Genomic DNA, 25,703 nt, shown 5'->3' with positions numbered 1-25,703 from the left:
GTGTCAGTAAGGACTCGGCAGATGTCAGAAAATGAATTCAGAACGGTCAAGGCATCCCAGCAGGTACTCAAGGAGCTGATGGTGCCATCCTATGCAAACTTCGGTGGCAAGGTGCACGGCGGTATCATTCTGTCGCTGATGGACAAGATCGCCTACACCTGTGCAGCGACCCATGCGCGCTGTTATTGCGTGACGGCGTCCATTGATTCCGTGGACTTCCTTAACCCAGTGGAAGTGGGGGAGCTGCTGACGCTCTATGCGTCGGTCAATTACGTGGGAAAATCGTCGATGGAAATCGGCATAAAAGTGGTGTCCGAGGATTTTCACAAGGGTATCGTGAAGCCGACCAATACTTCCTACTTCACCATGGTGGCCGTCGATGAGGAAACGCGTCTGCCAGTGCAGGTGCCGGGCCTGGTGCTCGAGGATGATGTTGAAGTCAAACGCTTCCTGGAAGGTATTACGCGGCGCAAGTTCAAACGTACCTATAAAGACGAGCTGCGCCAGGCGCGCCGGGAACTGGATGTGGAGATTGATCTTGGGCGCCTTGACGGGGAGAACTGCCGTCTGCAGCGCTAATGCTTTTGAATAAATTGCAGGCAGGCGCAGCGCGGTTCTAGTCGCCCTGCGCCTGGGAAGCGTTGAGTTCGCGCTCGAGCTGTTCCAGGTGCCTCTGCAGGTTCTGAATCTGGGGCGCGGTGTCCTGCATGGCGCGAATGGCCCGCAGTTTGCCAAGGCAGCTGCGGTACTGATGCGCGGCGAGCTGGGCGCGCCCATCGGCTTCCAGCGCCTGGGCATCCATGATGCCTAAGTCGCAGCTCACACGGTGGTAGCCGCTCTTGATATGACGCAGGCACTGCTCGGCCATTTCACCCGGCAGTTCCCGGCGCTCCTGTTGCAGTCGCAGCAACTGTGCCAGGTCGCGCAGCAGGGCGCGTACGCGACGGGCGCTGTGCTGATCCGGCAGTCGTGTCAGTGCGCCTGGAGGCAGGGCGGCCTCGTCCAGCGGCTCTTCCAGGTGCTGTTGCCACATCTGGCGCTCCTCTTCGCTGCAGACTTCTGGTGCCAGCTGCTGCAGCTCTGTCAGCTTTAGAGTCAGGTTCGCCGCCAGAGCATGGCGGATGTCCGTGCTTTGAAAAGGCGCGGGCAGGTTGTCCGCAAGGTAGTTCAGGTGGCGTATGTCCTCCTGCAACTCGGTGCTGCGTGCAAGGCGAAGCTGCCGTCGGCTTACAAGGCGCTGGGTGAGGCTGACTGCCAGAGTACAGAGCAGTATGGCGGCAAGAATCAATAGTCCTGTTTCGGTCGGGCTCATGCATATCCTGACGAGTTAGCTAAAAAATGAACATATTGATTTTATAGGAAAAAAACCTTAAAAAACCCTTGACCTGCGTCGGCGTCGGCAATAATATACGCCCCGCATTTGACGCTAAGTCAAAGCGGAAAGTCCCATTCGTCTAGTGGTCCAGGACACCGCCCTTTCACGGCGGTAACAGGGGTTCGAACCCCCTATGGGACGCCATTTTCTGGCAGTCGATAGATTGGCAGAAAATAAGCGGGAATAGCTCAGTTGGTAGAGCACGACCTTGCCAAGGTCGGGGTCGCGAGTTCGAGTCTCGTTTCCCGCTCCAATCCTCGAGAGAGGATATGCCTCGCAAGAGGTGTTAGTAAGTCCCATTCGTCTAGTGGTCCAGGACACCGCCCTTTCACGGCGGTAACAGGGGTTCGAACCCCCTATGGGACGCCACTTTCTGGCAGTTGATCGGCTGGCAGAAAAATTAGCGGGAATAGCTCAGTTGGTAGAGCACGACCTTGCCAAGGTCGGGGTCGCGAGTTCGAATCTCGTTTCCCGCTCCAAATTTTGATCTACAGACGTCCACTGACGTCTGTAAGTCGTTGAAAAAGGAGCGAAAGCTCCTTTTTTCGTTCCAGCCAAATCCACTGAATTCCACCAACGGCCAGCCTTTTTGAGGCCAGAATTAAGGCCAATCTATACGGGTGGTGTCGGATCCGGGTTGTTACTGGGGCTGGGCGGGAGCCTTGACGATCATAGAGCCTAAGTCTCAGCTTAGGAGCTATGTGATGGCACTCTCCGATCTGATCATTCGTCAGGCCAAGGCCACCGGTAAAACCTACAATCTCGTCGACACAGACGGGCTGGGGCTGGTCGTCTCTCCGGTTGGCGGCAAGTCTTGGTACTTTCGTTATTACTGGTTAGGCAAGCAAAAACGCATGTCGTTGGGCGCCTATCCCGAGATCGGTCTGCGCCAAGCTCGCGCTCTTCGTGACGAATCCCGTGCACTGCTGGCCAGCGGCATCAACCCCCATACCGAGCGAAAGCAGAAGCGCCGCGCCGTGCGCTTGGCGGCTGAGAATACGTTCGAAGCCATCTTTTGGATTTGGGTTGAGCACCGTCGTAAAGTGCTCAAGATCGGGCGACAAAGTACCCTCTCGCAGATCCAGCGCATTTTCTGTAAGGATGTCCTGCCGAGCGTGGGTAAGATCCCTATCTACGACATCAGAAGGCCTCAGTTACTGGAGCTGTTGTCACGGATCGAACAGCGCAAAGCATTTACGACCGCCGAGAAAGTCCGCGCCTGGTTCCGCCAGCTGTTTCGGTACGCATTGGTTATCGTCGATGGACTAGAAACTAACCCTGCCTTTGATCTGGATGTTGTCGCCGTTCCCAAACCGCCCGTCGAACATAATCCTTTTTTGCGTATGGATGAGCTCCCTGTAATGCTGCAGAAACTGCGTATCTATCCGGGAAAGGGTCCGCAAACCCAGTTAGGGATCAGGTTGCTCTTGCTGACTGGCGTGCGGACAGGCGAGTTGCGCTCAGCCACTCCTGAGCAATTTGATCTTGAGCGTGGCTTGTGGATCATTCCGGCGCAGAACGTTAAGCAACTGCAGAACAAAATGCGCAGGTCTGGACGACGGCCGCAAGACGTACCACCTTATATCGTGCCGCTGTCCGTACAGGCCATCGAGGTCATTGGCTGCCTGCTCAGCAGGGTCAAGCCGGCCCAGCACTACCTGTTCGCGCACCGCAGTGATTTTAGAAAGCGTATCAGCGAAAATACGTTAAACAGGGCGCTGCGTCAGATGGGCTACGAAGATCGCCTTACTGGGCATGGTATCCGCGGTACGATTTCGACCGCGCTCAATGAAGTTGGCTATCCCAAAATTTGGGTGGACGCTCAGTTGTCGCATGCGGATACTAATAAAGTCAGTGCGGCATACAACCATGCGATGCATGTCGAGCCACGCCGGCGCATGATGCAGGATTGGGCTGACCGGCTGGATATGCTGGAGCAAGGGCAGGTACAGGCTGCCAGCGCTCACTTAGCGATTCATATAGAGGGGATGCCGTCGGTCAAGAGCATTGCGAACTTACCTGATACTGCGAGTCGTATGTCGGTAGCTGCTGATGAGAATCCAGCTTTGGGTGCTTCGACTGTCGTCAACTCAAGCGAGGGTGGTCAATCGAATCAGCGGCTATCGCCTTTGCCTATAGTACCGGAGTCAGTTGTGGCACAAGAAGTCTCCGGTATCCAGCAAGAGCATCAGGAAATGCTCGCGATATACGAGGCGCCGCAGAATATTCCAATGCCCTTGTTTGCGCAGCTGGCCGGAAAGTCCCGAGATCAGGTTAATCGCGAGCTCAAGACTGGCAAGCTACTCGCGTTGAATATGGGCAAGCGTGGGCAACGTGTCCCGGGCTGGCAGTTGGATCCGATCAAAAACAGATTGGTTCGGGCGGTGCTCAAGCAGGCCCTAGAGGGCGATTCGTGGCAAATCTACCACGCACTTACACAACCGTATCGGCAGTTGGATGGGAAGGCGCCGATAGATTATGTAACGCTGGAGAATTTCCATACAGTTGCAGAAATTGTCGTTTCCCGTGCTTGCTGAATGTGCCGCTGTACTTCATATGGGGTGCAAGGGGTAGAAGGTTCAAATCCTTTCGTCCCGACCAACAAATTCAAACACTTAGGCCGATAGATCATCTATCGGCCTTTGTCGTTTCTGGGGTTTAGCGTTTCTCGTGCCCGTTCTGTGACCGTTTGCAAATTGGTCGGTTTAACCTGCTTTTTGAACCGCTTTTACACTGCATTGCACTAAGGGGTAGCTAGCTGAATCAGCGGGTTAGAGCTGTTCTTGAGGTGCCGTGCCATTCCGGTATCCATCTGCGGCTATCACCGGCTCAGGTTCTTCGTTCCTCTAGCAGCTCACCTACTGGGCTGTAGCAATAGGTTATCCGAGCAAAGTGGAACCGAATATCGCTCCCTTCGGCTATGAACTCACCGCCACAACCCGGATGGAAAAAGCCCGTAGGCTTGCTGCCCTTGTAAAAGAAGTCAATCCCCAGTTCAAGATCATAGTCGCCGGTGAACGGCAGCAGGCGTCGGCTACCACAGTTCAGGCAGGCTTCGTCGCCGTGGCGCTTCTCGATCAGCGCCAGCCGGTGCTGAAGTGTGACATGCTTCGTCGATAACTGGATTAATGAGCTGCTTCGCGCTGGCAAATCCCGGTTGAAAAGCCGTTTAAGCCAGGAGCTACTGCGCTGATTCAGTTCGGTCTCGATGTCATTCAGTTCTGCGCGGACTTGAGCGGCATCGTCGAATCGCTCGATTGGTCGGATGGAGGCACACTCCTCGCACCAGCCGAAGGTGCTGCGTACAGGCACCTCAGCACCACCATCGAGATAGATCCGGTATTTGTCGAGCTGTAGCGTTGAGGCCGATGCATTGCATTGATTACAAATTAGTGTGGTATGGGGTACTGACATCCCTGTGCTCCTCTTGGAATCCCGGATTTCGGGTGACAATATACCTATTTCTCAGCTCATCAATGGTACAGGTCCGTTCAACCATGAGTGTCGCACTTATTATCTGAATTCCCGCGCTTTCAACGTTCGCAGCCTATGCCGCGTGTTGGAGGTATCCCCCAGCGGCTATTACGCGTGGCGCTTGCGTGGGCGAGGCCCTTCGCGGCGTCAGAGCCGGCAGGCAGATACCGATCACCAGGTCGCTCAAGCCTTTCATCGACGCAAAGGTCGTGCCTAGTCCTGGATCTGCATGACGCGGGACTACCGATTAACCGCAAAACGGTGGCGGCCAGCCTGCGTCGCCAGGGCTTGAGGGCCAAGGCGGCGCGCAAGTTCAAGGCAACGACGAACTCCCGGCACTCGTTACCTGTGGCGCCGAACCTGCTGCAACAGAATTTTACGGCAACGGACGCACAGCAGAAGGGCGCTGATCCTCGGATTCGCCTCGAGGCCCGCGTCCGGCTGGCAACGTGGTCGTGAGCTGGCCCGTGCCGTGTCATCTGCTTGGTTGGGGTCAACAAGAAATCAGACTCAGTGGTAATTCACCGGATTCTAGGGCAGATATTCATAGGCAGGGGAAAAGCGCTTAGGTTAAACCGCTGGTAAAATTTTAAGTAATCCAAAAAATTAATCAGTACCGTAGAATTAAGTTCCATGTATGGATTTTAATTATTATTTAACTTCTTGTATTCTGTTCTGATGATGGCGATTTTATTTTTTAATTAGAGTTTTAGTATAGCTATTAATGATGTCGATCATCATTATTTCCTAATGGAATAGGTTTCGTATCTGTATTAGTGTCTTAAAAACAGGGCTTGACTCTCATCGATCCCGAATTTTTATCAGGTTCCGATAACCTAATTCAGTCCTGAAATAGGACATTAACAATAACAGTGATTCAGAGGTATTTATGCAAGGAGTATCCTCTCCAGTTCTGTCATCCTGCGTCGATAAAGCCCGTAATATCTTGCCGGTAGGCGCCGATTTGCGAGGCTGGATTGATCATTTGCAGCAGCAAGGACGCCTAAGCGTGATCCGCCCTGGTGTAGCACTGAAATTTGGTGTGGCGGCCGTCGCCAATCGGTTGGATGGTACAGCGGCGACGTTGTTCCCCTGGCCGGATGGTCATAGAGGAACTGTAATATCCGGGTTGTTGTCCGATCGCCGCTGGATGGCCGAGGCAATGGGGGTCGAGCCGTCACAAGTTCTGGCACGATACCTCAATGCCAGTCAGCACCCGATAGCCTGGCAGGAAATCCTTGAGGCCGAGTGTCAGGAGGTCAAACATATTGACGATATTGACCTCGAAGCACTGTTTCCCATTCCGACCCATAACGAGCACGACAGCGGTGCCTATATCACCGCGGGACTGCTGATTGTCCGAAATCCTGTTACTGGCATTCAGAATGTTTCGATTCATCGACTGCAGGTATCGGGGCCTGATCGCCTGGGTGCGCTGCTATTGCCGCGCCATGCGCTGAGCTTTTTCCAGCAGGCTGAAGAACAGGGTGCGGATCTTGAAGTCGCCATAGTGATCGGTGTTGACCCGCTGACTCTGCTGGCGTCCCAAGCGATCGTACCGATCAATCATGATGAACTCGAGATCGCCGGAGCGCTGCACGGGCGCCCGCTGGAGGTAATTCGTTGTATAACTAATCAGATTCGGGTACCGGCACATGCCGAAATCGTTATAGAGGGGTGGTTGCTGGCAAATACCCGGGAGTCCGAGGGCCCTTTCGGCGAATTTCCGCAGTACTACGGCGACCAGGACGAAGGTCACGTAATCAAGGTGAAAGCGGTTACCCATCGTAGGGATCCGCTGTTTCACACCATTGTTGGCGGGGGGCTGGAGCATCTGATGCTCGGCGGTATCCCGCGGGAAGCAACATTGCTAGCGCATCTCAAACGCAGTTTTTCAGGCGTGCGTGACGTTCACTTGTCCAAGGGCGGCGTCTGTCGTTACCACCTCTATGTGCAGATTGATAAGCGCTCGGAGGGGGAGGCTAAAAACGTGATTCTCGGTGCGTTGGCCAGCCACTATGACGTCAAGCATGTCACCGTCGTCGATAACGATGTTGATATCCATAACCCGACAGAGGTCGAGTGGGCTCTGGCAACTCGCTTCCAAGCCGACCGGGATTTGGTGGTGATAAGCGGGTCTCAAGGTTCCAAGCTAGATCCTTCTACCTGCGACGGTATTGGCGCCAAGATGGGGTTCGATGCGACAGTGCCGCTGAGCGCAGCGCCTTTCAAGTTTTTACGGATCCGCGTGCCGGGCGAGAGTGACTTAGATATGGAGCAAGTTATCGACACTTCCAGTGGCAGTTGGCGTGAGCACTGCACCTATCCGTCCCCTCAGGAGTCCGATCATGACAACTAAACTACAGGCATTACATTTGATCGGCGGCGAGTGGTGTCCCTCGGACAACGACCGCTGGGCCGATAGCTTAGACCCTTCGTCAGGCGAAGTTCTTGGCCGCTTTGCCGATGGCGGCGAGGCGGAAGCTCGTGCAGCAGTGGCGGCGGCCCGAAAGGCATTTCAGCTGCCGGCTTGGTCTCAGAATCCCCGTTTACGGCAACAGGTGCTATTGCAGTGGGCCGATCGTTTGGAGGCAGAGCGCGAGGCCCTGGCCGAGCTGCTGACCCGGGAAAACGGCAAGGTGTTGAGTCAGTCGCGCGGCGAGTTAATGGCGACCATCTCCGAGGTTCGCTATTATGCCGGGCTCGCTAGGCATAATCCTGGTCATGTACTGGAAGTAGCACCTGGCGAATTTTCATCACTACTGCGTGAGCCCGCGGGCGTGGCGGCGCTGATTATTCCTTGGAATGCGCCGGCGACGTTGCTGGCACGTGCTATTGGGCCGGCGCTGGCGGCCGGTTGTACTGTCGTTGTTAAACCGGCTCCCCAGACACCGCTGATCACGGCCGCACTGTTGTCCTCGCTGGCATCGGTCTGCGAGTTGCCGTCAGGCGTCATCAATTTCTTTTCTGAGACCGGCCATTCCGGCGCTCAATATATGGTTGCCACCCCAGACGTTGAGGTGCTCTGCTTTACCGGTTCGACGGCGACCGGTCAGCGGATCATGGCCGACGCCGCGCCGACGATGAAGAAATTGTCGCTTGAGTTGGGAGGCAAGTCCTGCGCGTTGGTGTTTGAAGATGCTGATATCAGTGTCATTGCCCCTAGGCTGGCCGCTGCCGCGACGGTCATTTCGGGACAACAGTGCACGGCGGTGCGTCGTGTACTGGTGCATGAAAGCCGACTTTTCGAAATGAAACAACAGTTGTGCCAAGCGCTACAGCGTCTTGAGGTGGGGCCTGGCCTGAGTCCTTCCAGCCAGATGGGTCCACTGATCGACTGGACCGCGCGCGACCAAGTGGCCCGGCAGATGGAAGAGGCTTACGGCAGCTGCGACGAAGTAGTCCTGATGGGCGGGGAGCCCGGCGGTTCACTCGCCCAGGGCGCCTATCTGACGCCGGGGTTGGTCAGCCATCGCGACGACAATGCGTTCTTCTGCCAGGACGAGATTTTTGGTCCGCTGCTGGTGCTTGAAAGCTTCGGATCCGAGGCTGAAGCGGTCGCTAAGGCGAACAATACGCGCTTCGGGCTCTCCGCCAGCGTCTGGACCGAGCAGGGTGCCCGCGGGCTGCGGGTTGCCCGGGCCCTGGCCAATGGCACCGTCTGGCTGAACGACCACAACAAGCTGTTCGCCGAGGCAGAAACCGGTGGCTATCGCCAGAGTGGCATCGGACGTCTGCATGGTTATGACGCGCTGAACGATTTCACCGAGATAAAACATATTTACCAGAATTGCGGGACGACCCTTTAGATCTTCCGTCAATAATGAGGGAAATAAAAATGAGCGAAAAACAAAAAACGTTTCGGCAGGAATACCGTGACGCCACCCCGAGCTGGTATCGCGGTGAACTGCACCTCGGATTCACCCTGACCGTTACTTTCGGCACGCTCTACTACTGCTGGAGCCAGATCGACAATGCCACCCGCTGGGAGTGGCTGCTTATTATTCCGATGTTCCTGTTCGGGAATTATATCGAGTGGGCGGCGCACCGTTATATTTTACATCGGCCTATCAAGGGGCTGCGCATGGTTTATCAGCGTCATGTGCACTCCCATCACCGCTTTTTTACCCATGAAGATCTTTCGTTCCAAGACCAGAAAGACTGGCGCGCCCTGCTGTTCCCGCCGTTCGCACCGGTGATGTTTATCCTCAGTGCGGTGCCGGTGGGGCTGCTGATCGGGACTCTCTGGTCGAATAATGCCGGTTATATCACCGTGATCGTGATGGCGGGGTACTACTTGATGTATGAAGGGCTGCATACGCTTTCCCATATTGAAGACTCCCAGTTTCTGGATAACCTGCCACTGGTTAATACAGTACGCAGAATGCATGTCAGCCATCATCATCCGGCACTGATGCAGCAGCGTAATTTCAATCTGACCTTTCCCATCTGTGATGCTTTGTTCGGTACCAGTGACCTGGATCGGGGGTTCTGGGGCACGTTGTTTAGTGGTGCCGGCGATAAGCATATGCGTGAAGAAGACCGAGAGCGCTTCAATACTTATAAATGAGGCGATACCCCGAAATGGTAGCCCGAAGAGAATAGAGATTCACGGCACGAAACCGCCTGAAGCAACAATAATCCACGAGGAAAAACCAATGAAACTAAAAATAACAATGATGAGTGCCCTGTTCACTGTGGTGGCATTTGTATTCAGTGGCGTGGCGAGCGCAAAGGATCTGAGGTTGGGTCTTATTGTTCCTGGCTCTCATGCCTGGACCGTCGCGGCTGCGGCGATGGGTGATGAGCTGAAAGCGCGCTCCGGCGGTAATTATAGCATCACCACCTTTCCGTCCGGGCAGCTTGGGAGTGAGGCACGGATGCTGCAGCAACTGCAGACCGGTGCGCTAGACATGGCTTTCATGACGACGGCCGAGATCACCAACCGTATCCCCGATTTCGGGGCACTCTATGCCCCTTACCTAGTTCGTAATGTCGCACAGGCCGGCAAACTGCTGAATGGGCGCGTGGCTCAAGGCATGCTCGAGAAACTGCCAGCCGAAGCGGGCGTAGTAGGTTTGGGCTACGGCATCGCCGGTATGCGCTTGATGCTAAATGCCTTTCCTGCTGACAGTGCCGAGTCGATTAACGGCCGCAAAATGCGCATTACTCCCTTTGCTCCGGTCCTGGATTTCTACCAACTGCTCGGTGCTGCGGCGACGCCGATGCCACTCACCGATGTATACGATGCGCTGGCTAATGGACAGGTTGACGGCGTCGATGCCGACATGGAGCTGGTCTGGAAGCTGAAATTGTATGAGCGTGGCAGTACTTTGGTGCGGAGTAACCACATGATGTTTCCGGTGGTAGGTCTGATATCTGGTCGGCTCTGGAGTCAGCTCAATGAGGAAGACCGAGCCCTGATCGCCGAGGTGACGAAAATACACCTGAACAAACTGTTCGAACAATATACCGATATCGAGGCCCAGATGCTGGAGAACGTGCAGGGCGCCGGGGTTAAGGTAGTTCAGGCCGAGCCCGAGTTTTTCGGTGACAGTCTTGACCAATGGGAAGCTATCTGGCTGAAGAAGGCGCCAGTGCTGGCAGATTTGCGCCGCGAGGCAGCTGGCGTCCAGTAACCCTCTGCCTGATAACCAACCGACGAGCCTCCGGGCTCGACGGTCTTTCTCGAGTATTTAGGGCGTGTCCATGATCCATTTTATTCAAAAACTGAGTGACGGCATCGGTTGTTGTGAGCGGGTCATGGTGAGGGCCTTGGTCCTTGCTCTCCCTGTCATGATCCTGGCTAACGTCATTAGTCGCGCCATTAAGACACCGATTTTTTGGCTTGATGAATTGGCTGTCCTTACCATGGTCTGGCTAGCCATGATTGGTCTTTCTATGACGCTCAAGAGCCGTGATGCTGTAGCGGTAACGTTACTGCAGGATGCAGTGCCATTGGTGCTCAAGAGGTGCTTGGTCTGTATTGCGGATATTCTGGTGCTTTTCTTTACTTTGGCGCTGCTGGTGCTCTGTTACGTTTGGTTCGACCCGGTTCGGTTAATCGGCAGCGGGCTCGATATCGAGGTATTTGCCGCGCAGTCGTTCAATTTCGTTTACCAAGAGCCCACCGCAACCCTCGGTATCGCCAAACACTGGTTCTGGCTGATTTTGCCGCTGGTGGCGTTGTGTAGCAGTGTGCATGCCCTAGCCAACTTGTTACAAACGCTGACAGCGTCGCAGGCGAAATTCGCTGAGCACGTGGTTCTTGTTAATTCCGGAGAATGATCCCATGGCTGCGACGATTTTTCTGGTACTACTGTTTGTTGGTTTGCCGATCGCGCTGGTTCTAGCGGTTAGTGCAATGGCCTACATCCAGCTGAGTGGTAACAGTGTGCTGTTTCTGTCTTACCCACAGCAATTCTTCGGTGGGTTGGAAAATTATGGTCTGCTGGCGATTCCGCTGTTCATGCTGGTCGGCGAACTGATGAACGAGGGCGGCATCACCCGTCGACTCGTGGCCTTTGCCTCGGTGTTCCTGGGCTCGGTGCGCGGCGGCCTAGCCTATATCAATATCATCGCTAACATGATTTTGGCGTCCATTGTCGGTTCCGCCAATGCACAGGTGGCCGTGATGGCACAGGTGATGGTGCCGGAAATGGAACGAAAGGGCTATGACCGCAATTTTGCTACCGCCACCACTGCGGCTGGCGCCTTACTGGCACCGGTGATTCCGCCTTCGATGCTGTTCGTCATTTTTGGGGTGCTGGCGCAGATCTCGATCGGTGACCTGTTCATCGCCGGTATTGTTCCGGGCCTACTGATGGCGGGTGGTTTTATCCTGGTTATTGCGCTGCTAGGACTGCGCTATCAGTACCCTGCCAGCGAGCGCCTCAGCCGGGCACAGAAGCTGAACAATATCCTCCGCAGTCTGCCCTCACTCAGCGTACCGGTGGTCATGATTGGCGGCATCCTCGGTGGTCTGACCACACCGACTGAAGCGGCGGCGGTCGGTGCAGCCATGGCTGCACTTGTCGGGCGCTTTGCCCACGGCGAAATGAAGTCCGAGAACATGGGTGCCATGCTGCTGCGTGTAGGCATCAACAGTGGTGTGGTGCTGGCTTTGGTGGCAGCCGCTGGAGTGTTTGGCTGGGTGATCGTGTTCGAAAAGATCCCTCAGCATCTCGGCGCGCTGATGCAAGGTATTACCTCAGATCCGTTCGTCTACATGCTGCTGGTGATCGGATTGCTTTTGGTGGTAGGCATGGTGATTGACGGTATTGCGGCGCTGATTCTGCTGGTGCCGATCCTGCTACCGGTGGCGGAAGGCGTCTATGGAATTAATGCTTACCATCTTGGGGTTGTCATGTGCATCATGCTGACGCTGGGATTGCTGACGCCACCGGTGGGTGCGGCGCTCTACGTCGCAGCCCGGGTGACCGGTTGCCGGCCCGGACAGATTATCTGGCCGTTGCTGCCGTTTCTACTGGTGACCCTGCTGGTCATAGTGCTGATTACCTGGCAGCCGGGGTTAGTGACCGGTTTTATTTCCTAACCTTCCCGGAAAAAAGAGATTTCAAACGAGGCTCGATCCTGAGGACCTCGCATCAAACTGGAGACGTGTTGTGAACCGAATGAAAGACAAGGTTGTGATTGTTACTGGTGCCGCTCAGGGCATCGGAGCCGCTTATGCCAGAGCGCTGGCGTCGGAGGGCGCCAGAATCGTATTAGCCGATATCCTGGACGGGACGGCGGTTGCCCGTGAGATTGAAACCGCGGGTGGTCAAGCCCTTGCCATTAAAACCAATGTGTCCGATGAAGCCTCTGTAGCTGCAATGGCGGCAGCCACAGTCGAGCGTTTTGGTCGCATCGATGTGCTGATCAACAATGCGGCGATCTACGCCTCGCTGGAGCTCAAACCCTTCGAGCAGATTGATCTCGCGGAATGGGATCGGGTAATGTCAGTTAATGTCCGCGGTCCCTTTGTCTGCGCCCGGGCGGTAGTGCCGTACATGAAACGCAACGGTTACGGCCGCATCGTCAATATCTCCTCCGGTACCCCCTTCAAGGGAACACCGAATATGCTGCATTACGTGACATCCAAGGGTGCCATTCTAGCCCTGACGCGAGCGTTGGCCCGTGAAACCGGGGATTACGGAATCTGTGTCAACACCCTGGCACCGGGTCTGGTACTGAGCGAAGGGGTGATCGAAAACGAGGAAATGCGCGACCGGCTGACCGGGCCGGTGATTGCCAGTCGGGCGATCAAGCGCGATCAGATGCCCGAGGACCTGATCGCTCCATTGCTGTTTCTGGCGTCCGATGACAGTGCCTTCATGACCGGTGAAACCCTGGTGATTGACGGCGGCTCGGTGATGCACTGACTCGGGCCGGCGTCGAATATCCTTCAAGATGCGACAATATAAATATAGCTATCGCAATAAAAAGGAAAATCTAGATGATAACAATAAAAGCCCGCAGGCCCGGCAAGATTGTCGAAATTTGGCTGCTGGCCGCCGCCGCCCTCACCGTGGTACCAGCCGCCCAGGCTATCGACCCGCTCGAGGAGCCGGTCAGTCTGAAGGTCTCGTCATTTAAGGTCGGCTCAAGCTGGTATGTATACGGGGTTACGCTGGGAGAGTTGCTGCGCAAGCATTTCGCAGAGGGCTCGATTGTGGATACACCGCCAGGTGGCGGTGGCACGGCGAACCCGCTGCTTGTCGCCAGAGGCAAGGCGGATCTCGGACTGGGGTTCGGCGTGGTCAATAATTGGGCGCAAAAAGGGCAGTTCTTCTATGATCAGCCGCTCGGTAATATCCGCGGCCTGGTGGGCGGACTGGACAGCTACTACCTGGGGATTACCGCCAATGAACCCCAAGCGCCGGATACGCTGGAAGCTTATGTGCAGCACCGGCCTGATGCTAATGTTCTGTTGCTGAAAAAAGGCAGTTTTGGATCCTATGCCGGTGAGCAGGTTCTGGACCTGGTCGGAGCCTCGCAAGAGGCTGTTTCTAGCCAAGGCGGTAATTATACATTCACCGATTTTAATACCGTGAAATCGGCCTTCGCTTCTGGGCGCGGTGATCTTTTCATTCAGGTCATGACTCGCGGCCAGCCGACCTTTACTGAGTTGGCCGAGACCCGCGACATCAGTTTTCTGCAGTTGACCGACGAGACGCTGGACGGGATGGAAGCCCGCTATGGCTGGAATACCGGCACGTTGCCCGCGGGTATCTATCGGAGTCAGGAGTTGCCGCTGAGGTTGCCGCTGACCACAACCAGCATCATTGCGTCCGCCGAGCTGGATGATAGTTTGGCCTATGGGGTCGTAAAAACTATTTGCGAGAATCAGGACGCCTTCAAGGCCGGACACAAGGCGCTGTCCGAATTTGACTGCGCGACGCTTGCCTGGAACGAGGAATTGATCGGCCTGCCACTGCATGACGGTGCGGCACGCTACTACCGAGAGCAAGGGTGGATTCAATGAGCGCACCATTGATAACCACGGCGCCAGCCTATGTCCTGAAGAGCGATCCGGAGGCTTCCTCGCAAGTAGCACTTACCAGCTGGCGGGCATTCTGGCAGCCGGTGAACCTGCTGGCACTCGGCTGGGTGTTGTTTCAGTTGGCACTGCTGATTTGGCCGGATACGGATCTGCTGATCCGGCGTGCCGGTCACATCGGTTTTGCTTGTGCCCTAGGGCTTGCCTTGGCGCTGCGTGGGCGGGTCAATGGCCCGGTGCAGATGCTGGCCGCGGCGCTGGCACTGGCGCCGGTAGTCTACCTGGCCCTGAGTCTGGAACGACTGTACGACCGGATTCCGGAGCTAGACCCGGTACTTTCGGGGGATTACCTACTGGGAGGGGCTTTACTGCTGCTGGTGCTTGAAGCCGCGCGTCGACGCCTAGGCGCAGGGCTTTCGATCCTGGCCCTGGCCTTTATCCTGTACCAGTTACTGGGCAGCCAGATACCGGGGCTGTTGGGGCACCGCATAGAAGGGTTGGATATCTTCGTCGATACGCTGTTTCTGGGGCAAGGTGGTCTCTTCGGTGTACCTACCGGCGTTTCGGCCGAGGTGATCTTCTATTTCATTCTGTTTGCTGCCCTGTTCGATACCTTCGGTGGTGGCCGTTTGATCATGGACCTGTCAATGTGGTTGACCGGTAGCCGGGTCGGGGGGCCCGCCAAGGCATCGGTGGTCGCATCGGCCCTGACCGGATCGATATCCGGTAGTGCCGTCGCCAATGTCATGAGTACCGGCATTTTCACTATTCCGCTGATGAAAAAGGCCGGTTATTCGCCGACCTTTGCCGCCGGCACCGAGGCGGCGGCATCAACCGCCGGTCAGATCATGCCGCCGGTGATGGGCGCGGCAGCTTTTATCATGGCCGACTTTCTACAGGTGCCTTACTCGACAGTGGCGTTCGGGGCGCTAATACCGGCGTTGGCATATCTCGCCGGTATCATGGTGGCCGTGCATTTGCAGGCACGCCTGAAAGGCATCAAGCCGATCGCGCTGGCTGACGTCGGTTCGGTCAAAGCTTCGCTGCTGGCGCGCTGGCATATGCTGCTGCCGCTGCTGTGGCTGGTCGGGCAGATCGCCCGCGGCTACGACGTGGTGTCGGCGGTGACCCAAGCCTCGCTGCTGACTATCCTAGTGGGTTGCCTGCGCAAGGAAACGCGACAGCCGCTGCGCGCGGTGGTCGAAGCTCTGATTCGTACCAGCGAAAGGGCCGTCGTGGTGGCGCTGCCCTGTGCCCTGGCGAGCATCGTGGTGATGGTGATTAGTATGACTGGCCTGGGTACCAAGTTCACTTCGGTGATACTCGACCTAGCCGGCGGCAACCTCTGGCTGGCGGCGGCGCTCGGCGGCTTGGGGTGCTTGGTACTGGGTTGCGGCATGCCGACCACCTCGGCCTATATCATGGCGGCAATTCTGGTGGCGCCGGCACTGGCGGAACTGGGTTTCGATCCGCTGGTGGCACACATGTTCATTTTCTATATCGCGGTGATGGCCAATGTGACGCCGCCGGTCGCGCTGGCGGCCTATGCTGGGGCCAGTATCGCTGGTTGTAGCGCCAACAGTGCAGGTTGGCAGGCTTTCAAGCTGGCACTGCCCGGGCTCGCGATCGCCTGGACCATGATGCTGCAGCCGACACTGGTACTCTGGGGGAGCGTGTTCGAGGTTGCGGTGGCTGTCGTCCAGGCGCTGACGGCAACCGCCCTAATCGCGGTTGTGGTGGTGGGCTGGCTGGGGCGGCCGCTGAACGTCGTGGGCAGGGCCGGGGCCCTGACCGCGGTGGCGCTGATCATACTGCCCTCGGCACAGCTTTCGATTGCAGGCTACGGGTTTGCGGCGGCGTTGGTGTTGTACGGCTACCGTGCTCGTGCGACCGCCCAGACGGCAAGGGCTGCGGCGATTCCGGGCAAGGATTGAAGCCCATTAGCCTGGTAGATAGCGGCTCTTCTCGTCGGCCTAATCACTACCTGATGGGGGATTGTGATGGAATTCAGACAATTGAAGTACTTCGTCTGCCTCTATGACGAGGGGTCGGTCACGCGCGCGGCACAGCGACTCAATATCGTGCAACCGGCCCTGAGCGCTCAGATTGCCAAGCTCGAGGAGGAGTTCGGCCTGCTGCTGTTCGAGCGCACGCCCAGAGGGATGAAACCAACCGATGCCGGACACCAGGCCTACCGGGATTTTTTGCCGCTGTTGAGCAGCTTGCTAGAAGCCCGCCGGGCTATGATCGACCGCGGCGGTGAAATTAGCGGCCGGGTTGCGGTGGGGTTAATCGCCTCGGCGACAACCACGGCGCTGCCCAGTGTGTTGCGGTTCTTTACCGCCAATCACCCGGAAGTGGAGATTTACGTTACCACCGGCTACACCCAAGATCTCGTCAACAGCGTGTTGGACAGGGAGCTTGATTTCGCACTGATCAACCAGAATCAGAAACTGGATTCGCTGATTAGTACGCCTGTGGTGGATGAATCGCTCTTTGTCGTAACTGGTATACACAACCGTCAGGCAACGGGTGCCGGACCCTTGGCATTCGCTGACCTCGCAAAGCTTAACCTGGTGCTGCCGTCACGTCGGCACGGTCTGCGTATCCTGATCGATCAGGTTCTGGCCGGGCAGGGCTTGGTGCTGCAGCCAAAGCTCGAGATCGATGACCTGGCGGCCATCGAGGAGTTTGTCCGGAGCAGCGATTGGGTTTCGATCCTGCCGGCGATCACCATAGCTGACGGGTTAGAGGCTGGCGCGCTGCAAGTCCAATCACTTGCCGAACCCGGTATCCACCGGCATGTGGCCTGTGTGCATTCTTACCGCTGTCCGCTGAGCCCGGCCGCTCGGCTGTTTGTCGATAGCATCAGCCAACATATGCAGGCAAAGATCGAAGCCGCCGAGTTTTATAAGGGGCATCGCTGAAGTACGCGTGCCAACCGGTTTCAAGTTAAGTGAGGACATTATGCAAACAGTGACAGCAAGCAGACCGCAGCGGTTGGTGGTGGGCATATCCGGCGCCTCGGGTGTCATCTATGGTATCCGACTGCTCGAGCTGCTGCGGGATACGCCGATCGAGACGCATCTGGTGGTCACCGATTCGGCGGTGGTGACCCTGGCGTACGAAACCAGTCTCAAGCTTGATTATGTGAAGTCGCTGGCTACGGCGTGCTACTCGAACAAGGATATCGGTGCCGCCATCTCGAGCGGATCATTCAGAACTCTGGGTATGGTGATTGCGCCCTGTTCCATCCGTTCTATGTCGGAAATTGCAACCGGCACCACATCCTCCTTGCTGGCCCGCGCGGCGGATGTGGTGTTGAAGGAGCGCAAGCGGTTGGTGCTGATGGTGCGTGAAACACCGCTGCATACCAATCATCTACGTAATATGACGGCCCTATCCGAGGTCGGCGCTATTATCGCGCCCCCGGTTCCGGCCTTTTATGCGCGCCCGGAGTCGCTGGATGATATCGTTCGTCATAGCCTAGGCAGGGTGTTGGACCTGTTTGATATTGAGCTGGGCGTTGTGCGTCGCTGGCGCGAGAAGTAGTCAGCCTTGGATCGCTCAAGCTATTGTCCTTGGTATGAAAATCGCCCTGCTCTCTTTTTCCTGGGGGCTCGGCGTTTTTATTTTGGGTGTTTACCCTAACGGAGTTTTGAAAATCGCGACGTCACGCTCGGTTGTGCCCGCCGTCAGACTAGCGCTGGCCTTCACAATCCATCCATAACGGCTTTTCATGATGTATGGACCAGATAGGCCTGATGTGACCATTGCTGATGGCGTTTGTTGGTCACCGAGCCTCCGTATCCTTGGTGGACTGATGGGTCTCTTTGCTGCGTTTCTTACCCGGACATTGCGTTCTGCATTGCGGCCGGCGGGCCCGTCCGGTCCCTTGTCGTCGCTACCATCCTTTCTGCGACGCCCATGCCTGAATCTGGGTGCCATCGACACTGAAGTGCTCGTCGGACAGTAGCTTGTGTTCCCGTGCCGAGTTGACCGCTACCTTGGCAGCTGTGTCACGACACCTTGTTCCAGTAGGTGATTCTGTCTGAGGCTAGAGAGGTGCCATATTGGATCTTAATAGTCAGTCTCACGAACCAAATAAGTTGTAACTGACCGACTCGGATAATTGGCACTCTCTAAATAGTATGGAGCACTTGCAGCAGTTGCGCGCGGATCAGGCTCTCCGGGGGAAATCGACTGCTGGCCGCCTTCGGCATAGGTGCGATTAAACAGTCGTTTGAAACGCCTCGTGGCCTCATCTATCAGTTGCCGGATCGGCCGCAGCGGATGGTCATTGGGAATGAAAGTGTCCAGGTGCACCGTTGTGAAGAGTGGCTCCTGAATAATGTCTTCGCCGTGCATGTATTCTTCGCTTCAAAGTGTTATTGCCGCTGGCTGTTTACCAAGGCTCTAAACCTCGGGGGGAGTATCCACAGCGTGCGAAATCAGACCCCAGGGTAAATCTCTGGATTCTAGGGTAGATATTCATTGGCAGAGGCAAGGCTTAAGTTTTTGGCGGTTGATACTCTGGTCTCAGTCGCTGATCCGCGCACTCATATCAACAAAGAAGCCGCGAGAGTACGAGATGACAATTTATCAGTCCCTAGCGGTTGAAGACCGCCCCAACCGAATCGGTGCCCGTACCGAGCGCGTCGAAGACGAAGCGCTGCTGCGTGGCCTTGGTCGGTATGGTGACGACGTCGCGACCGCGCCTGGTACCCTGCATGCGACAGTTGTACGCTCGCCCCATGCCCATGCCAGGATTCTCTCCCTCAATACCGAAAAAGCCCTGGCCATGCAGGGCGTGCATGGGGTGCTGACCGGCGCCGATGTGGCGCGCTGGACAGCGCCTTTTGCAGTCGGTGTCAGGCAGCCCATGGAGCACTGGTGCGTTGCCATCGATAAGGTCCGCTATGCGGGCGAACCGGTGTGTGTGGTAATCGCTGACAATCGTTACCTAGCCGAGGATGCTGCCGACGCGATCGAGGTGGAATATGAAACACTGCCGGTGTCGGTCGATCCTGAAACCGCCATTGAAGATACGGCACCTGTACTGCACGAGGCGGTTGGCAGCAATGTCGTCAACGAACGCCATTTCCGTTACGGTGAGCCCGAGCAGGCCTTCGAACAGGCCCCGTTCCGGGTCTCGCTAAAGGTTAAATATCCCCGCAGCGCCTGTACGCCAATGGAGTGCTACGTGGTGCTGGCTCATTACCAGAGCGCTTCCGGTACCTATGATGTACTGTCTAACTTTCAGGGGCCCTATGCGCTGCACTCGGTGATGGCACGGGCGTTGAAAGTGTCCGGTAACTGCCTGCGTCTGCGCACTCCGCCGGATTCCGGCGGCAGTTTCGGCATCAAGCAGGGTGTCTTTCCCTACATCGTGATGATGGGTCTGGCGTCGCGCAAGGTTGGCGCGCCGGTAAAGTGGGTCGAAGACCGACTGGAGCACCTGCAGGCAGCGTCCTCTGCGACCAATCGAGTCACCGAGATCGAAGCCGCCGTTGAGCCCGATGGACGTGTTACGGCACTGCGCTACGACCAGATCGACGACTGCGGTGCCTATCTTCGCGCTCCGGAGCCGGCCACCTTTTATCGTATGCATGGCAACCTGACCGGCGCCTACGGTATTCGCCATCTGCTGGTACGCAACCGCGTGGTGTTGACCAACAAGACGCCGACCGGCCTGAACCGAGGCTTTGGCGGGCCCCAGGTCTACTTCGCTCTGGAACGCTTGATGCAGCGGATTGCGGTCGAACTCGACCTCGACCCGCTGGAAGTGATCCGTCGCAACCTGATCCCCGCCGGCGTTTTTCCCTACCAGGCCCCGGCCGGCGCGCTGCTGGACTCCGGCGATTATCCGGCCGCGGTTGGCCAGGCTGTGGTGGACGGCGGTCTGGCCGAGCTGCTGCGCCGGCGTGACGACGCACGTGCCGAAGGGCGGCTGTACGGTATCGGTTATGCCGCCGTGGTCGAACCCTCGATTTCAAACATGGGTTATATCACCGCTGCGATGACGCCGGAGGAGCGGCGCAAAGCCGGCCCGAAGAATGGTGCCGTTAGCACTGCGACCATTACTGTCGGGCCGCTGGGCGATGTCAGTGTACATGTGTCCTCCACTCCCCAGGGGCAGGGTCATCAGACGGTGGTGGCCCAGGTCGTGGCGGAAGTACTGGGTGTCGCCTTTGCATCGATCCGCGTCAATGTCGAGTTGGATACCCAGAAGGATGCCTGGTCCATTGCCTCCGGTAACTATTCCAGTCGCTTCGCCGGTGCTGTGGCTGGCACCGTGTACCGGGCCGCCGTGGCTATCCGCGACCGCATGGCGCTGATCGCGGCCGGGCAACTGGGTGTCCAAGCCGAGGCGGTTCGCTTTGCTGATGGCAAGGTGTTTGCTGAGGGTGCCAACCCGATGCCCTTTCACCGTCTCGCAGGGGCCGCCCACTGGGCGCCGGCTACATTACCTGAACACGAAGGCGGGGGCCTGCGCGAAACGGCCTTCTGGTCGCCGCCCGAGCTGACGGCGCCGGGGGACGACGACCGCATCAACAGTTCGCTCTGTTATGGCTTCATCTTTGATTTCTGCGGTCTCGAAATCGACCGCGTGACCGGCGAAATTCGCTTGGACCGCTATGTGACCATGCACGATGCCGGGCGCCTGCTCAATCCGGCTCTGGTCGACGGCCAGGTGCGCGGCGCCTTTGCTCAAGGTTTCGGTGCTGCGCTGATGGAGGAGTTCGCATATGGCAGCGACGGCAGTTTCTTGTCGGGCACCCTGGCGGACTATCTGATTCCGACGGCGCCTGAGGTTATCGAACCGGTGATCCTGCATATGGAAACGCCATCACCCTTTACCCCGCTGGGCGCCAAGGGTGCCGGTGAAGGCAACAACATGAGTACGCCGGTCTGTATCGCTAACGCCGTCGCCGATGCGCTGGGGTGCGATGACATCCGATTACCGCTGACACCGTCGCGGGTCCGCGGCCTGATCGGTATCGACGAACCGGAAGCACCCGAACACCTGAAACAGAGCGCGGAAGCACCGGCCATACCGGGCGGCTCGACTCTACAGGCCAGCGGCAGCGTGAGTATACCGGCGTCGCCGGAGCAGGTATTCGACAGCCTGCTCGATCCGGCGGTGCTGGCAGTGATCATCCCCGGCTGTCATCAGTTGGAGCTGGAGGGCGAGAATAGCTACTGCGCGGATGTCACCATCGGGGTTGGTCTGATCCGCGCGCGCTTTCAGGCTCGGGTCAAACTCAGCGACTTGGAGCCTCCCCATAGCCTCTGTCTCAGCGGTTCGGGCAACAGCCCGATGGGTTCCGCCCAAGGGCGTGCCCGAATCAGGCTGAGCTCGTTGGAGGATGGCGGCACGCGGCTCGACTATCAGTACGACGCGGCTGTGGGCGGCAAGATCGCGGCGGTCGGTGGGCGTATGTTGCAGGGCGCCTCGCGAGTGATCATCGGCCAAATCTTCAGTCGCCTATCCCAGCAGGTTGGCGGTGTGGCTCCTCAGGCAGGACTCTGGTTGCGGTTGAAGGCCTGGCTGAACGCCCTTATCAGCAAAGGAGATGAATCATGAAACCCGCCGCGTTCGATTATGTCTCCCCAACTCGCAAGTCGGATGTACTGGCACTGCTAGCCGAACATGGCCAGAACGCACGCATCATCGCCGGCGGCCAATCGCTAATGGCGGTGCTGAACATGCGCATGACCCAGCCGAAGCTGCTTATCGATATCAACCGTATCGATGAGCTGCACTACATCGAACCGCAAAAGCGACATCTCGCTGTCGGCGCTGGGGTACGCCAGGCCGAGCTGCTGAGCTGGCCTGGCTTGGCCGAGGCGGTGCCGCTGCTGGCCCGGGCGATGCCATGGATAGGCCATTTCCAGACTCGTAACCGAGGCACGGTATGCGGTTCGTTGGCCCACGCCGACCCCAGCGCGGAGCTGCCACTGTGCCTGACGACGTTGGGTGGCGAGGTGGTGCTGGAGTCGAAGCGCGGGCGGCGCACTGTTGTCGCCGAGGCGTTTTTCCAAGGCATCCTGACCACTGACCGGCGGCCTGACGAGCTGCTGACCGAGGTGCGTTTCCCAATGAGCCAGCCCGGTGTCGAGTACCGCTTTAACGAAATCGCGATGCGTCACGGCGACTTCGCGATTGTCTCGCTGGCCGCGGTGATCGGCGCCGATGCGATCCGACTCGGCGTCGGTGGCGTGGCCGACCGGCCGGTGGCACGCAATCTCGAGCGCGACCAGGATCTGGCCGGCGCGCTCAATGAAACGGCCTGGTCGCTGGACGCTCAGGACGATGTGCAGGCCACCGCGGCCTACCGGCGCCAGATGGTGCGGGAATTGGGCAAGCGATTGATAGAAGAGGGGTACTAATATGGAAGCCGTTGTGAAACCGCGCACTGTCGTGCAGTTCGAACTGAATGGTCGGGCGCGCCAAGGCTATGCCGAGTCGCGTACACAGCTATGCGATTTCCTGCGCCATGAGACCGGGGCAACCGGGGTGCATGTTGGCTGCGAACATGGCGTCTGCGGTGCCTGCACGGTGCTGGTGGATGGCAAGGCGGTACGTTCCTGCCTGATGCTCGCGGTTCAGGTTCAGGGTAGTAGGGTCGAGACCGTCGAGTCGCTGGCCGATGAGGATCTGATGAGCGACCTGCAGCAGGCGTTCCGGCGCCACCATGCGCTGCAGTGTGGCTTTTGCACCGCCGGAATACTGATGTCCTGTGTCGATTATCTCGAGCGTGAACCTGAACCGACAGAAACCCAGGTACGTGACATGTTATCCGGACATCTGTGTCGATGCACCGGGTACACCGGCATCGTTCGAGCGGTGCTCGACGTTGCCCATGAACGAAAAACCCAACAGGAGAACAATAACAATGTTTGATCTCGGACGCAGTTTCCTCGCCTCGGTAGAACGTCGGCCCAGAGATATCGCCGTCACGGATGGTGATATTGAGCGTAGTTACGAACAGTGGTTCGACGATATTCAGCGCGCGGCCTGTGGACTGGAATCGCTGGGGTTGGTCAAGGGTGATCGTCTGCTGGTGGTGATGCAGAATCGCTGGCAAATGGCGACCTTGCACTGGGCTTGTCAGTTTGCCGGCATTATTATCACGCCGCTGAACTGGCGAGCCACGGCTGAGGAGGTGGGATATTGTATCGAGGACGGTCAGATTCGGGCGCTGGCCTACGATGATTCCGCGGCCGAGGCCGTCCGTGGCTGCGCCCAGTCCGGTGTATTGCCACGTATTGCCGTGAACGTAACGGACGATGCTGAGGCAATGACCTTTGCGCAGTTGTGCGCGCAGGCACCAGCCGAGACCATCCAGCGTGCTGGCGCCGATGACTATTCCCTGATGCTGTATACCTCAGGCACCACCAGCAAGCCTAAAGGCGTGCCCAGACGGCATCGAGCCGAACGGGCGGCGGCCGTGGCTCATGTCGCCCAGAACCTCTACCGACAGGGCGAACGCACCCTCGGTGTGATGCCTCTTTACCACACCATGGGGGTGCGGTCACTGCTGTCAATGGCGCTGGTAGACGGCTGCTTTGTCTGCGTACCCAAGTTCGATGTCGAAGCCACCCTGGATGCGATCGAACAGCAGCGCGTCAGCAATCTGTATCTGGTACCGACGCTGTACCACATGCTGATCGAGCACCCGGTCTTCTCGCCCGAGCGGGTTCGCAGTGTCGAGAAAATCGGGTTTGCCGGAGCGCCGATGAGTGCGGGTCTGATGGCACGAGTCGAGAAGGCATTCAGCCCGCAGCTGTTCGTCAACCACTACGGCAGTTCGGAAATCTACACATTCACCATCGATCAGCAGGCCAGCTACAAGCCCGGCTCCTCGGGTCGCAGTGGGCTCAATCAGCGGATCCGTGTGATCCCGATCGAGGCCAGATCGCCCGAAGCCTCCGCACGGCCGATGGAGGAGGGACAGATCATTGCCGACCTGAGCAGTGACGAAGCCTTCGAGGGATACTGGAACCGACCGGATGCCGATACGAAGTCGCTGCGACAAGGCTGGTATTTTACCGGTGACACTGGTTATTTCGATGACGAGGGCGACCTGTTCGTCACCGGTCGAGTGGACGACATGATCATCACCGGCGGAGAAAACGTAAGTCCCGCCGAAATCGAAAATACGCTATCGCTCCATCCCCAGGTGGAGGAGGTCGCGGTAGTGGGTCTGCCCGACGAGCAGTGGGGACAGATTATCGCCGCCTATATTAAGGCCCGCGAGCCGATCGAGGATGCGGTTCTAGACCAGTATTGTCTGGAGTCCGGGCTTTCACGCTTCAAGCGCCCGCGCCGTTACATCTTCGTCGACCAGATTCCGAAATCACCGGTTGGCAAGGTACTGAAACGTCTGCTCCGGGCAGGCGAGAACAGTCAGAAACCTACTATTTCAATCCCCGCTTAATACAGGAAAGCATCATGCAGAATATAAATATCGAACAGTTCCTCGCATCCGAATTCGACGGCTTTCGGGTCGAGGTCGACGCCAGCCGCGAGCGGGGCGACATTATCCTGCAGCGGCCGCCGCTGAATGTTATCGCGATGCCGCAGCGCGATGTGTTGCGACAGGTATTCGAGGCACTGGATGCTCACCCGGCGGTACGGGTTATTGTGCTACGGGCTGAGGGCGAACACTTCTCCAGTGGTGGCGATATCAAGGGCTTCCTCGAGGCATCGCCCGAGCATGTCTCCAAACTGGCCTGGAATGTCGCGGCGCCTGTGCGTTGCGAAAAGCCCGTGATCGCGGCGAACAAGGGGTACTGCTTCGGTGTTGGCTTCGAGCTCTCGCTAGCTTGCGATTTTCGTATTGCCGCGAGTTCGACCCTGTATGCACTGCCGGAGCAGAACCTAGGTCAGATTCCGGGTTCCGGTGGGTCGGCGCGCTTGCAGAAAATCATCGGTAACACCCGTACAAAACACATGGTTATGCGGGCCAAGCGTATCGGTGCTGACCAGGCACTGGACTGGGGCATTGCCACCGAATCGGTGCCGGATGCCGAACTGGTTCAGGCGACCGATGCACTGGTCGATGAGCTGCGCCGTTATTCGCCCCTGGCCCAGCGGACCGCGAAAAAACTCATCAACGACAATGAGGATGCGCCGTTGGCTGTTGCCATCGAAATGGAAGGCCACTGCTACAGCCGTCTGCGCAGTTCCAATGACTTCCGTGAAGGGGTCGAGGCCTTTCACGGGAAGCGCAAGGCGGTGTTCTGTGGCAACTAAGTCGGTATGAATGCACGGATACCGCTTGCTCAGCGGTACCCGGACTCCGTTTGCCGGACCTGTCGTGACTCGATGGGATTCGGCAACAA

General features: G+C 57.5%; 21 protein-coding genes, 4 tRNA genes and 1 pseudogene. 23 read left to right on the top strand and 3 right to left on the bottom strand.

The annotated features are described in order from the left end of the window. The first annotated feature begins 21 nt into the window (after positions 1–21). Positions 22–579 carry an acyl-CoA thioesterase gene (locus tag MPRO_RS03465; protein WP_067287019.1) on the top strand — a complete coding sequence of 186 codons (558 nt, stop codon included), beginning with the start codon at positions 22–24 and terminating at the stop codon, positions 577–579. A 37-nt stretch (positions 580–616) separates the two neighbouring features. On the opposite strand, the gene MPRO_RS03460 is transcribed toward MPRO_RS03465, so the two are convergent. Next, positions 617–1,312, bottom strand: coding sequence for a hypothetical protein (locus MPRO_RS03460; RefSeq protein WP_067287016.1), 696 nt, complete (start codon positions 1,310–1,312; stop codon positions 617–619). 131 nt (positions 1,313–1,443) lie between these two features. Here MPRO_RS03460 and MPRO_RS03455 point away from each other — a divergent pair. The 5 genes from MPRO_RS03455 (at position 1,444) to MPRO_RS03435 (ending at position 3,912) form a co-directional block, all read left to right on the top strand. Beyond that, positions 1,444–1,519: transfer RNA gene (locus tag MPRO_RS03455), tRNA-Glu, on the top strand. Between the two features lie 33 nt (positions 1,520–1,552). Continuing rightward, positions 1,553–1,628, top strand: a tRNA-Gly gene (locus MPRO_RS03450). Between the two features lie 40 nt (positions 1,629–1,668). Continuing rightward, a tRNA-Glu gene (locus tag MPRO_RS03445) sits at positions 1,669–1,744 on the top strand. A 34-nt stretch (positions 1,745–1,778) separates the two neighbouring features. Then, positions 1,779–1,854 (top strand) — tRNA-Gly (locus MPRO_RS03440). 225 nt (positions 1,855–2,079) lie between these two features. Beyond that, positions 2,080–3,912 (top strand): tyrosine-type recombinase/integrase, encoded by a 1,833-nt coding sequence (locus MPRO_RS03435; protein WP_067287012.1) that lies wholly within the window; start codon positions 2,080–2,082, stop codon positions 3,910–3,912. A gap of 292 nt (positions 3,913–4,204) precedes the next feature. Here the strand turns inward: MPRO_RS03435 and MPRO_RS03430 are convergent, their stop codons facing one another. Beyond that, positions 4,205–4,789 carry a hypothetical protein gene (locus MPRO_RS03430; RefSeq protein WP_067287008.1) on the bottom strand — a complete coding sequence of 195 codons (585 nt, stop codon included), beginning with the start codon at positions 4,787–4,789 and terminating at the stop codon, positions 4,205–4,207. A 330-nt stretch (positions 4,790–5,119) separates the two neighbouring features. Between MPRO_RS03430 and MPRO_RS26630 the strand changes: the two are divergent. The 12 genes and pseudogenes from MPRO_RS26630 to MPRO_RS03375 all read left to right on the top strand — a co-directional run. Next, positions 5,120–5,251: pseudogene (locus MPRO_RS26630) on the top strand (IS3 family transposase); the annotation flags it as partial. A gap of 487 nt (positions 5,252–5,738) precedes the next feature. Continuing rightward, complete coding sequence (locus MPRO_RS03425; RefSeq protein ID WP_067287005.1) at positions 5,739–7,208, top strand: UbiD family decarboxylase; 1,470 nt, start codon at positions 5,739–5,741, stop codon at positions 7,206–7,208. Then, the gene (locus MPRO_RS03420) at positions 7,198–8,658 is read left to right on the top strand and encodes an aldehyde dehydrogenase family protein (RefSeq protein WP_067287002.1); all 1,461 of its coding nucleotides are present in this window, start codon (positions 7,198–7,200) and stop codon (positions 8,656–8,658) included. Before MPRO_RS03425 ends, MPRO_RS03420 begins: the two co-directional genes overlap by 11 nt. A gap of 29 nt (positions 8,659–8,687) precedes the next feature. Next, positions 8,688–9,419, top strand: a complete 732-nt coding sequence (locus MPRO_RS03415) for a sterol desaturase family protein (protein WP_067286998.1) — start codon at positions 8,688–8,690, stop codon at positions 9,417–9,419. Between the two features lie 88 nt (positions 9,420–9,507). Continuing rightward, positions 9,508–10,488, top strand: a complete 981-nt coding sequence (locus MPRO_RS03410) for a TRAP transporter substrate-binding protein (protein WP_067286994.1) — start codon at positions 9,508–9,510, stop codon at positions 10,486–10,488. Positions 10,489–10,558: 70 nt separating this feature from the next. Next, positions 10,559–11,137: a TRAP transporter small permease gene (locus MPRO_RS03405; protein ID WP_067286990.1), complete on the top strand. Its 579-nt coding sequence runs from the start codon at positions 10,559–10,561 to the stop codon at positions 11,135–11,137. A 4-nt stretch (positions 11,138–11,141) separates the two neighbouring features. Continuing rightward, a complete protein-coding gene (locus MPRO_RS03400; RefSeq protein WP_067286986.1) occupies positions 11,142–12,404 on the top strand; it encodes a TRAP transporter large permease in 1,263 nt (420 codons plus the stop codon). Positions 12,405–12,483: 79 nt separating this feature from the next. Beyond that, positions 12,484–13,233: an SDR family NAD(P)-dependent oxidoreductase gene (locus MPRO_RS03395; protein WP_245635018.1), complete on the top strand. Its 750-nt coding sequence runs from the start codon at positions 12,484–12,486 to the stop codon at positions 13,231–13,233. Positions 13,234–13,307: 74 nt separating this feature from the next. Beyond that, a complete protein-coding gene (locus tag MPRO_RS03390; protein WP_067286978.1) occupies positions 13,308–14,336 on the top strand; it encodes a TAXI family TRAP transporter solute-binding subunit in 1,029 nt (342 codons plus the stop codon). Continuing rightward, entirely contained in the window at positions 14,333–16,285 is a 1,953-nt protein-coding gene (locus tag MPRO_RS03385; RefSeq protein WP_067286974.1) for a TRAP transporter permease, read from the top strand. The genes MPRO_RS03390 and MPRO_RS03385 overlap by 4 nt, the downstream gene beginning before the upstream one ends. Positions 16,286–16,351: 66 nt before the next feature. Beyond that, the gene (locus MPRO_RS03380) at positions 16,352–17,278 is read left to right on the top strand and encodes a LysR family transcriptional regulator (RefSeq protein WP_067286970.1); all 927 of its coding nucleotides are present in this window, start codon (positions 16,352–16,354) and stop codon (positions 17,276–17,278) included. A gap of 49 nt (positions 17,279–17,327) precedes the next feature. After that, a complete protein-coding gene (locus MPRO_RS03375) occupies positions 17,328–17,903 on the top strand; it encodes a UbiX family flavin prenyltransferase (RefSeq protein WP_245635017.1) in 576 nt (191 codons plus the stop codon). A 528-nt stretch (positions 17,904–18,431) separates the two neighbouring features. On the opposite strand, the gene MPRO_RS26690 is transcribed toward MPRO_RS03375, so the two are convergent. After that, positions 18,432–18,719 (bottom strand): transposase, encoded by a 288-nt coding sequence (locus MPRO_RS26690; RefSeq protein WP_500778568.1) that lies wholly within the window; start codon positions 18,717–18,719, stop codon positions 18,432–18,434. A 223-nt stretch (positions 18,720–18,942) separates the two neighbouring features. On the opposite strand from MPRO_RS26690, the gene MPRO_RS03370 reads away from it, so the two are divergent. From MPRO_RS03370 to MPRO_RS03350, 5 genes are read left to right on the top strand one after another with little or no spacing between them, the layout of a single operon-like run. Next, positions 18,943–21,939 (top strand): xanthine dehydrogenase family protein molybdopterin-binding subunit, encoded by a 2,997-nt coding sequence (locus MPRO_RS03370; protein ID WP_067286963.1) that lies wholly within the window; start codon positions 18,943–18,945, stop codon positions 21,937–21,939. Beyond that, positions 21,936–22,745 carry an FAD binding domain-containing protein gene (locus MPRO_RS03365; protein ID WP_067286960.1) on the top strand — a complete coding sequence of 270 codons (810 nt, stop codon included), beginning with the start codon at positions 21,936–21,938 and terminating at the stop codon, positions 22,743–22,745. Before MPRO_RS03370 ends, MPRO_RS03365 begins: the two co-directional genes overlap by 4 nt. Position 22,746: 1 nt before the next feature. Then, a complete protein-coding gene (locus MPRO_RS03360) occupies positions 22,747–23,259 on the top strand; it encodes a (2Fe-2S)-binding protein (protein WP_067286958.1) in 513 nt (170 codons plus the stop codon). After that, entirely contained in the window at positions 23,252–24,796 is a 1,545-nt protein-coding gene (locus MPRO_RS03355; RefSeq protein ID WP_067286955.1) for an AMP-binding protein, read from the top strand. The genes MPRO_RS03360 and MPRO_RS03355 overlap by 8 nt, the downstream gene beginning before the upstream one ends. Before the next feature lie 14 nt (positions 24,797–24,810). After that, complete coding sequence (locus tag MPRO_RS03350; protein ID WP_067286952.1) at positions 24,811–25,614, top strand: enoyl-CoA hydratase/isomerase family protein; 804 nt, start codon at positions 24,811–24,813, stop codon at positions 25,612–25,614. Positions 25,615–25,703: the final 89 nt, after the last annotated feature.

Source organism: Marinobacterium profundum (assembly GCF_001528745.1).
In the GTDB taxonomy this organism is placed as follows: Bacteria; Pseudomonadota; Gammaproteobacteria; order Pseudomonadales; family Balneatricaceae; genus Marinobacterium_A; species Marinobacterium_A profundum.
The sequence above is the reverse complement of the archived record's forward strand: the minus strand, read 5'-3'. Positions and strand labels throughout refer to the sequence as shown.

What these genes read in the sequence shown, in the direction of transcription:
- MPRO_RS03415 (WP_067286998.1), top strand. Translation starts at nt 8,688, where the DNA reads ATGAGCGAAAAACAAAAAACGTTTCGGCAGGAATACCGTGACGCCACC.
- MPRO_RS03385 (WP_067286974.1), top strand. Translation starts at nt 14,333, where the DNA reads ATGAGCGCACCATTGATAACCACGGCGCCAGCCTATGTCCTGAAGAGC.
- MPRO_RS03360 (WP_067286958.1), top strand. Translation starts at nt 22,747, where the DNA reads ATGGAAGCCGTTGTGAAACCGCGCACTGTCGTGCAGTTCGAACTGAAT.
- MPRO_RS03400 (WP_067286986.1), top strand. Translation starts at nt 11,142, where the DNA reads ATGGCTGCGACGATTTTTCTGGTACTACTGTTTGTTGGTTTGCCGATC.
- MPRO_RS26690 (WP_500778568.1), bottom strand. Translation starts at nt 18,719, where the DNA reads ATGCACGGCGAAGACATTATTCAGGAGCCACTCTTCACAACGGTGCAC.
- MPRO_RS03425 (WP_067287005.1), top strand. Translation starts at nt 5,739, where the DNA reads ATGCAAGGAGTATCCTCTCCAGTTCTGTCATCCTGCGTCGATAAAGCC.
- MPRO_RS03380 (WP_067286970.1), top strand. Translation starts at nt 16,352, where the DNA reads ATGGAATTCAGACAATTGAAGTACTTCGTCTGCCTCTATGACGAGGGG.
- MPRO_RS03410 (WP_067286994.1), top strand. Translation starts at nt 9,508, where the DNA reads ATGAAACTAAAAATAACAATGATGAGTGCCCTGTTCACTGTGGTGGCA.
- MPRO_RS03370 (WP_067286963.1), top strand. Translation starts at nt 18,943, where the DNA reads ATGACAATTTATCAGTCCCTAGCGGTTGAAGACCGCCCCAACCGAATC.
- MPRO_RS03435 (WP_067287012.1), top strand. Translation starts at nt 2,080, where the DNA reads ATGGCACTCTCCGATCTGATCATTCGTCAGGCCAAGGCCACCGGTAAA.
- MPRO_RS03420 (WP_067287002.1), top strand. Translation starts at nt 7,198, where the DNA reads ATGACAACTAAACTACAGGCATTACATTTGATCGGCGGCGAGTGGTGT.
- MPRO_RS03390 (WP_067286978.1), top strand. Translation starts at nt 13,308, where the DNA reads ATGATAACAATAAAAGCCCGCAGGCCCGGCAAGATTGTCGAAATTTGG.
- MPRO_RS03430 (WP_067287008.1), bottom strand. Translation starts at nt 4,789, where the DNA reads ATGTCAGTACCCCATACCACACTAATTTGTAATCAATGCAATGCATCG.
- MPRO_RS03350 (WP_067286952.1), top strand. Translation starts at nt 24,811, where the DNA reads ATGCAGAATATAAATATCGAACAGTTCCTCGCATCCGAATTCGACGGC.
- MPRO_RS03465 (WP_067287019.1), top strand. Translation starts at nt 22, where the DNA reads ATGTCAGAAAATGAATTCAGAACGGTCAAGGCATCCCAGCAGGTACTC.
- MPRO_RS03395 (WP_245635018.1), top strand. Translation starts at nt 12,484, where the DNA reads ATGAAAGACAAGGTTGTGATTGTTACTGGTGCCGCTCAGGGCATCGGA.
- MPRO_RS03355 (WP_067286955.1), top strand. Translation starts at nt 23,252, where the DNA reads ATGTTTGATCTCGGACGCAGTTTCCTCGCCTCGGTAGAACGTCGGCCC.
- MPRO_RS03460 (WP_067287016.1), bottom strand. Translation starts at nt 1,312, where the DNA reads ATGAGCCCGACCGAAACAGGACTATTGATTCTTGCCGCCATACTGCTC.
- MPRO_RS03365 (WP_067286960.1), top strand. Translation starts at nt 21,936, where the DNA reads ATGAAACCCGCCGCGTTCGATTATGTCTCCCCAACTCGCAAGTCGGAT.
- MPRO_RS03405 (WP_067286990.1), top strand. Translation starts at nt 10,559, where the DNA reads ATGATCCATTTTATTCAAAAACTGAGTGACGGCATCGGTTGTTGTGAG.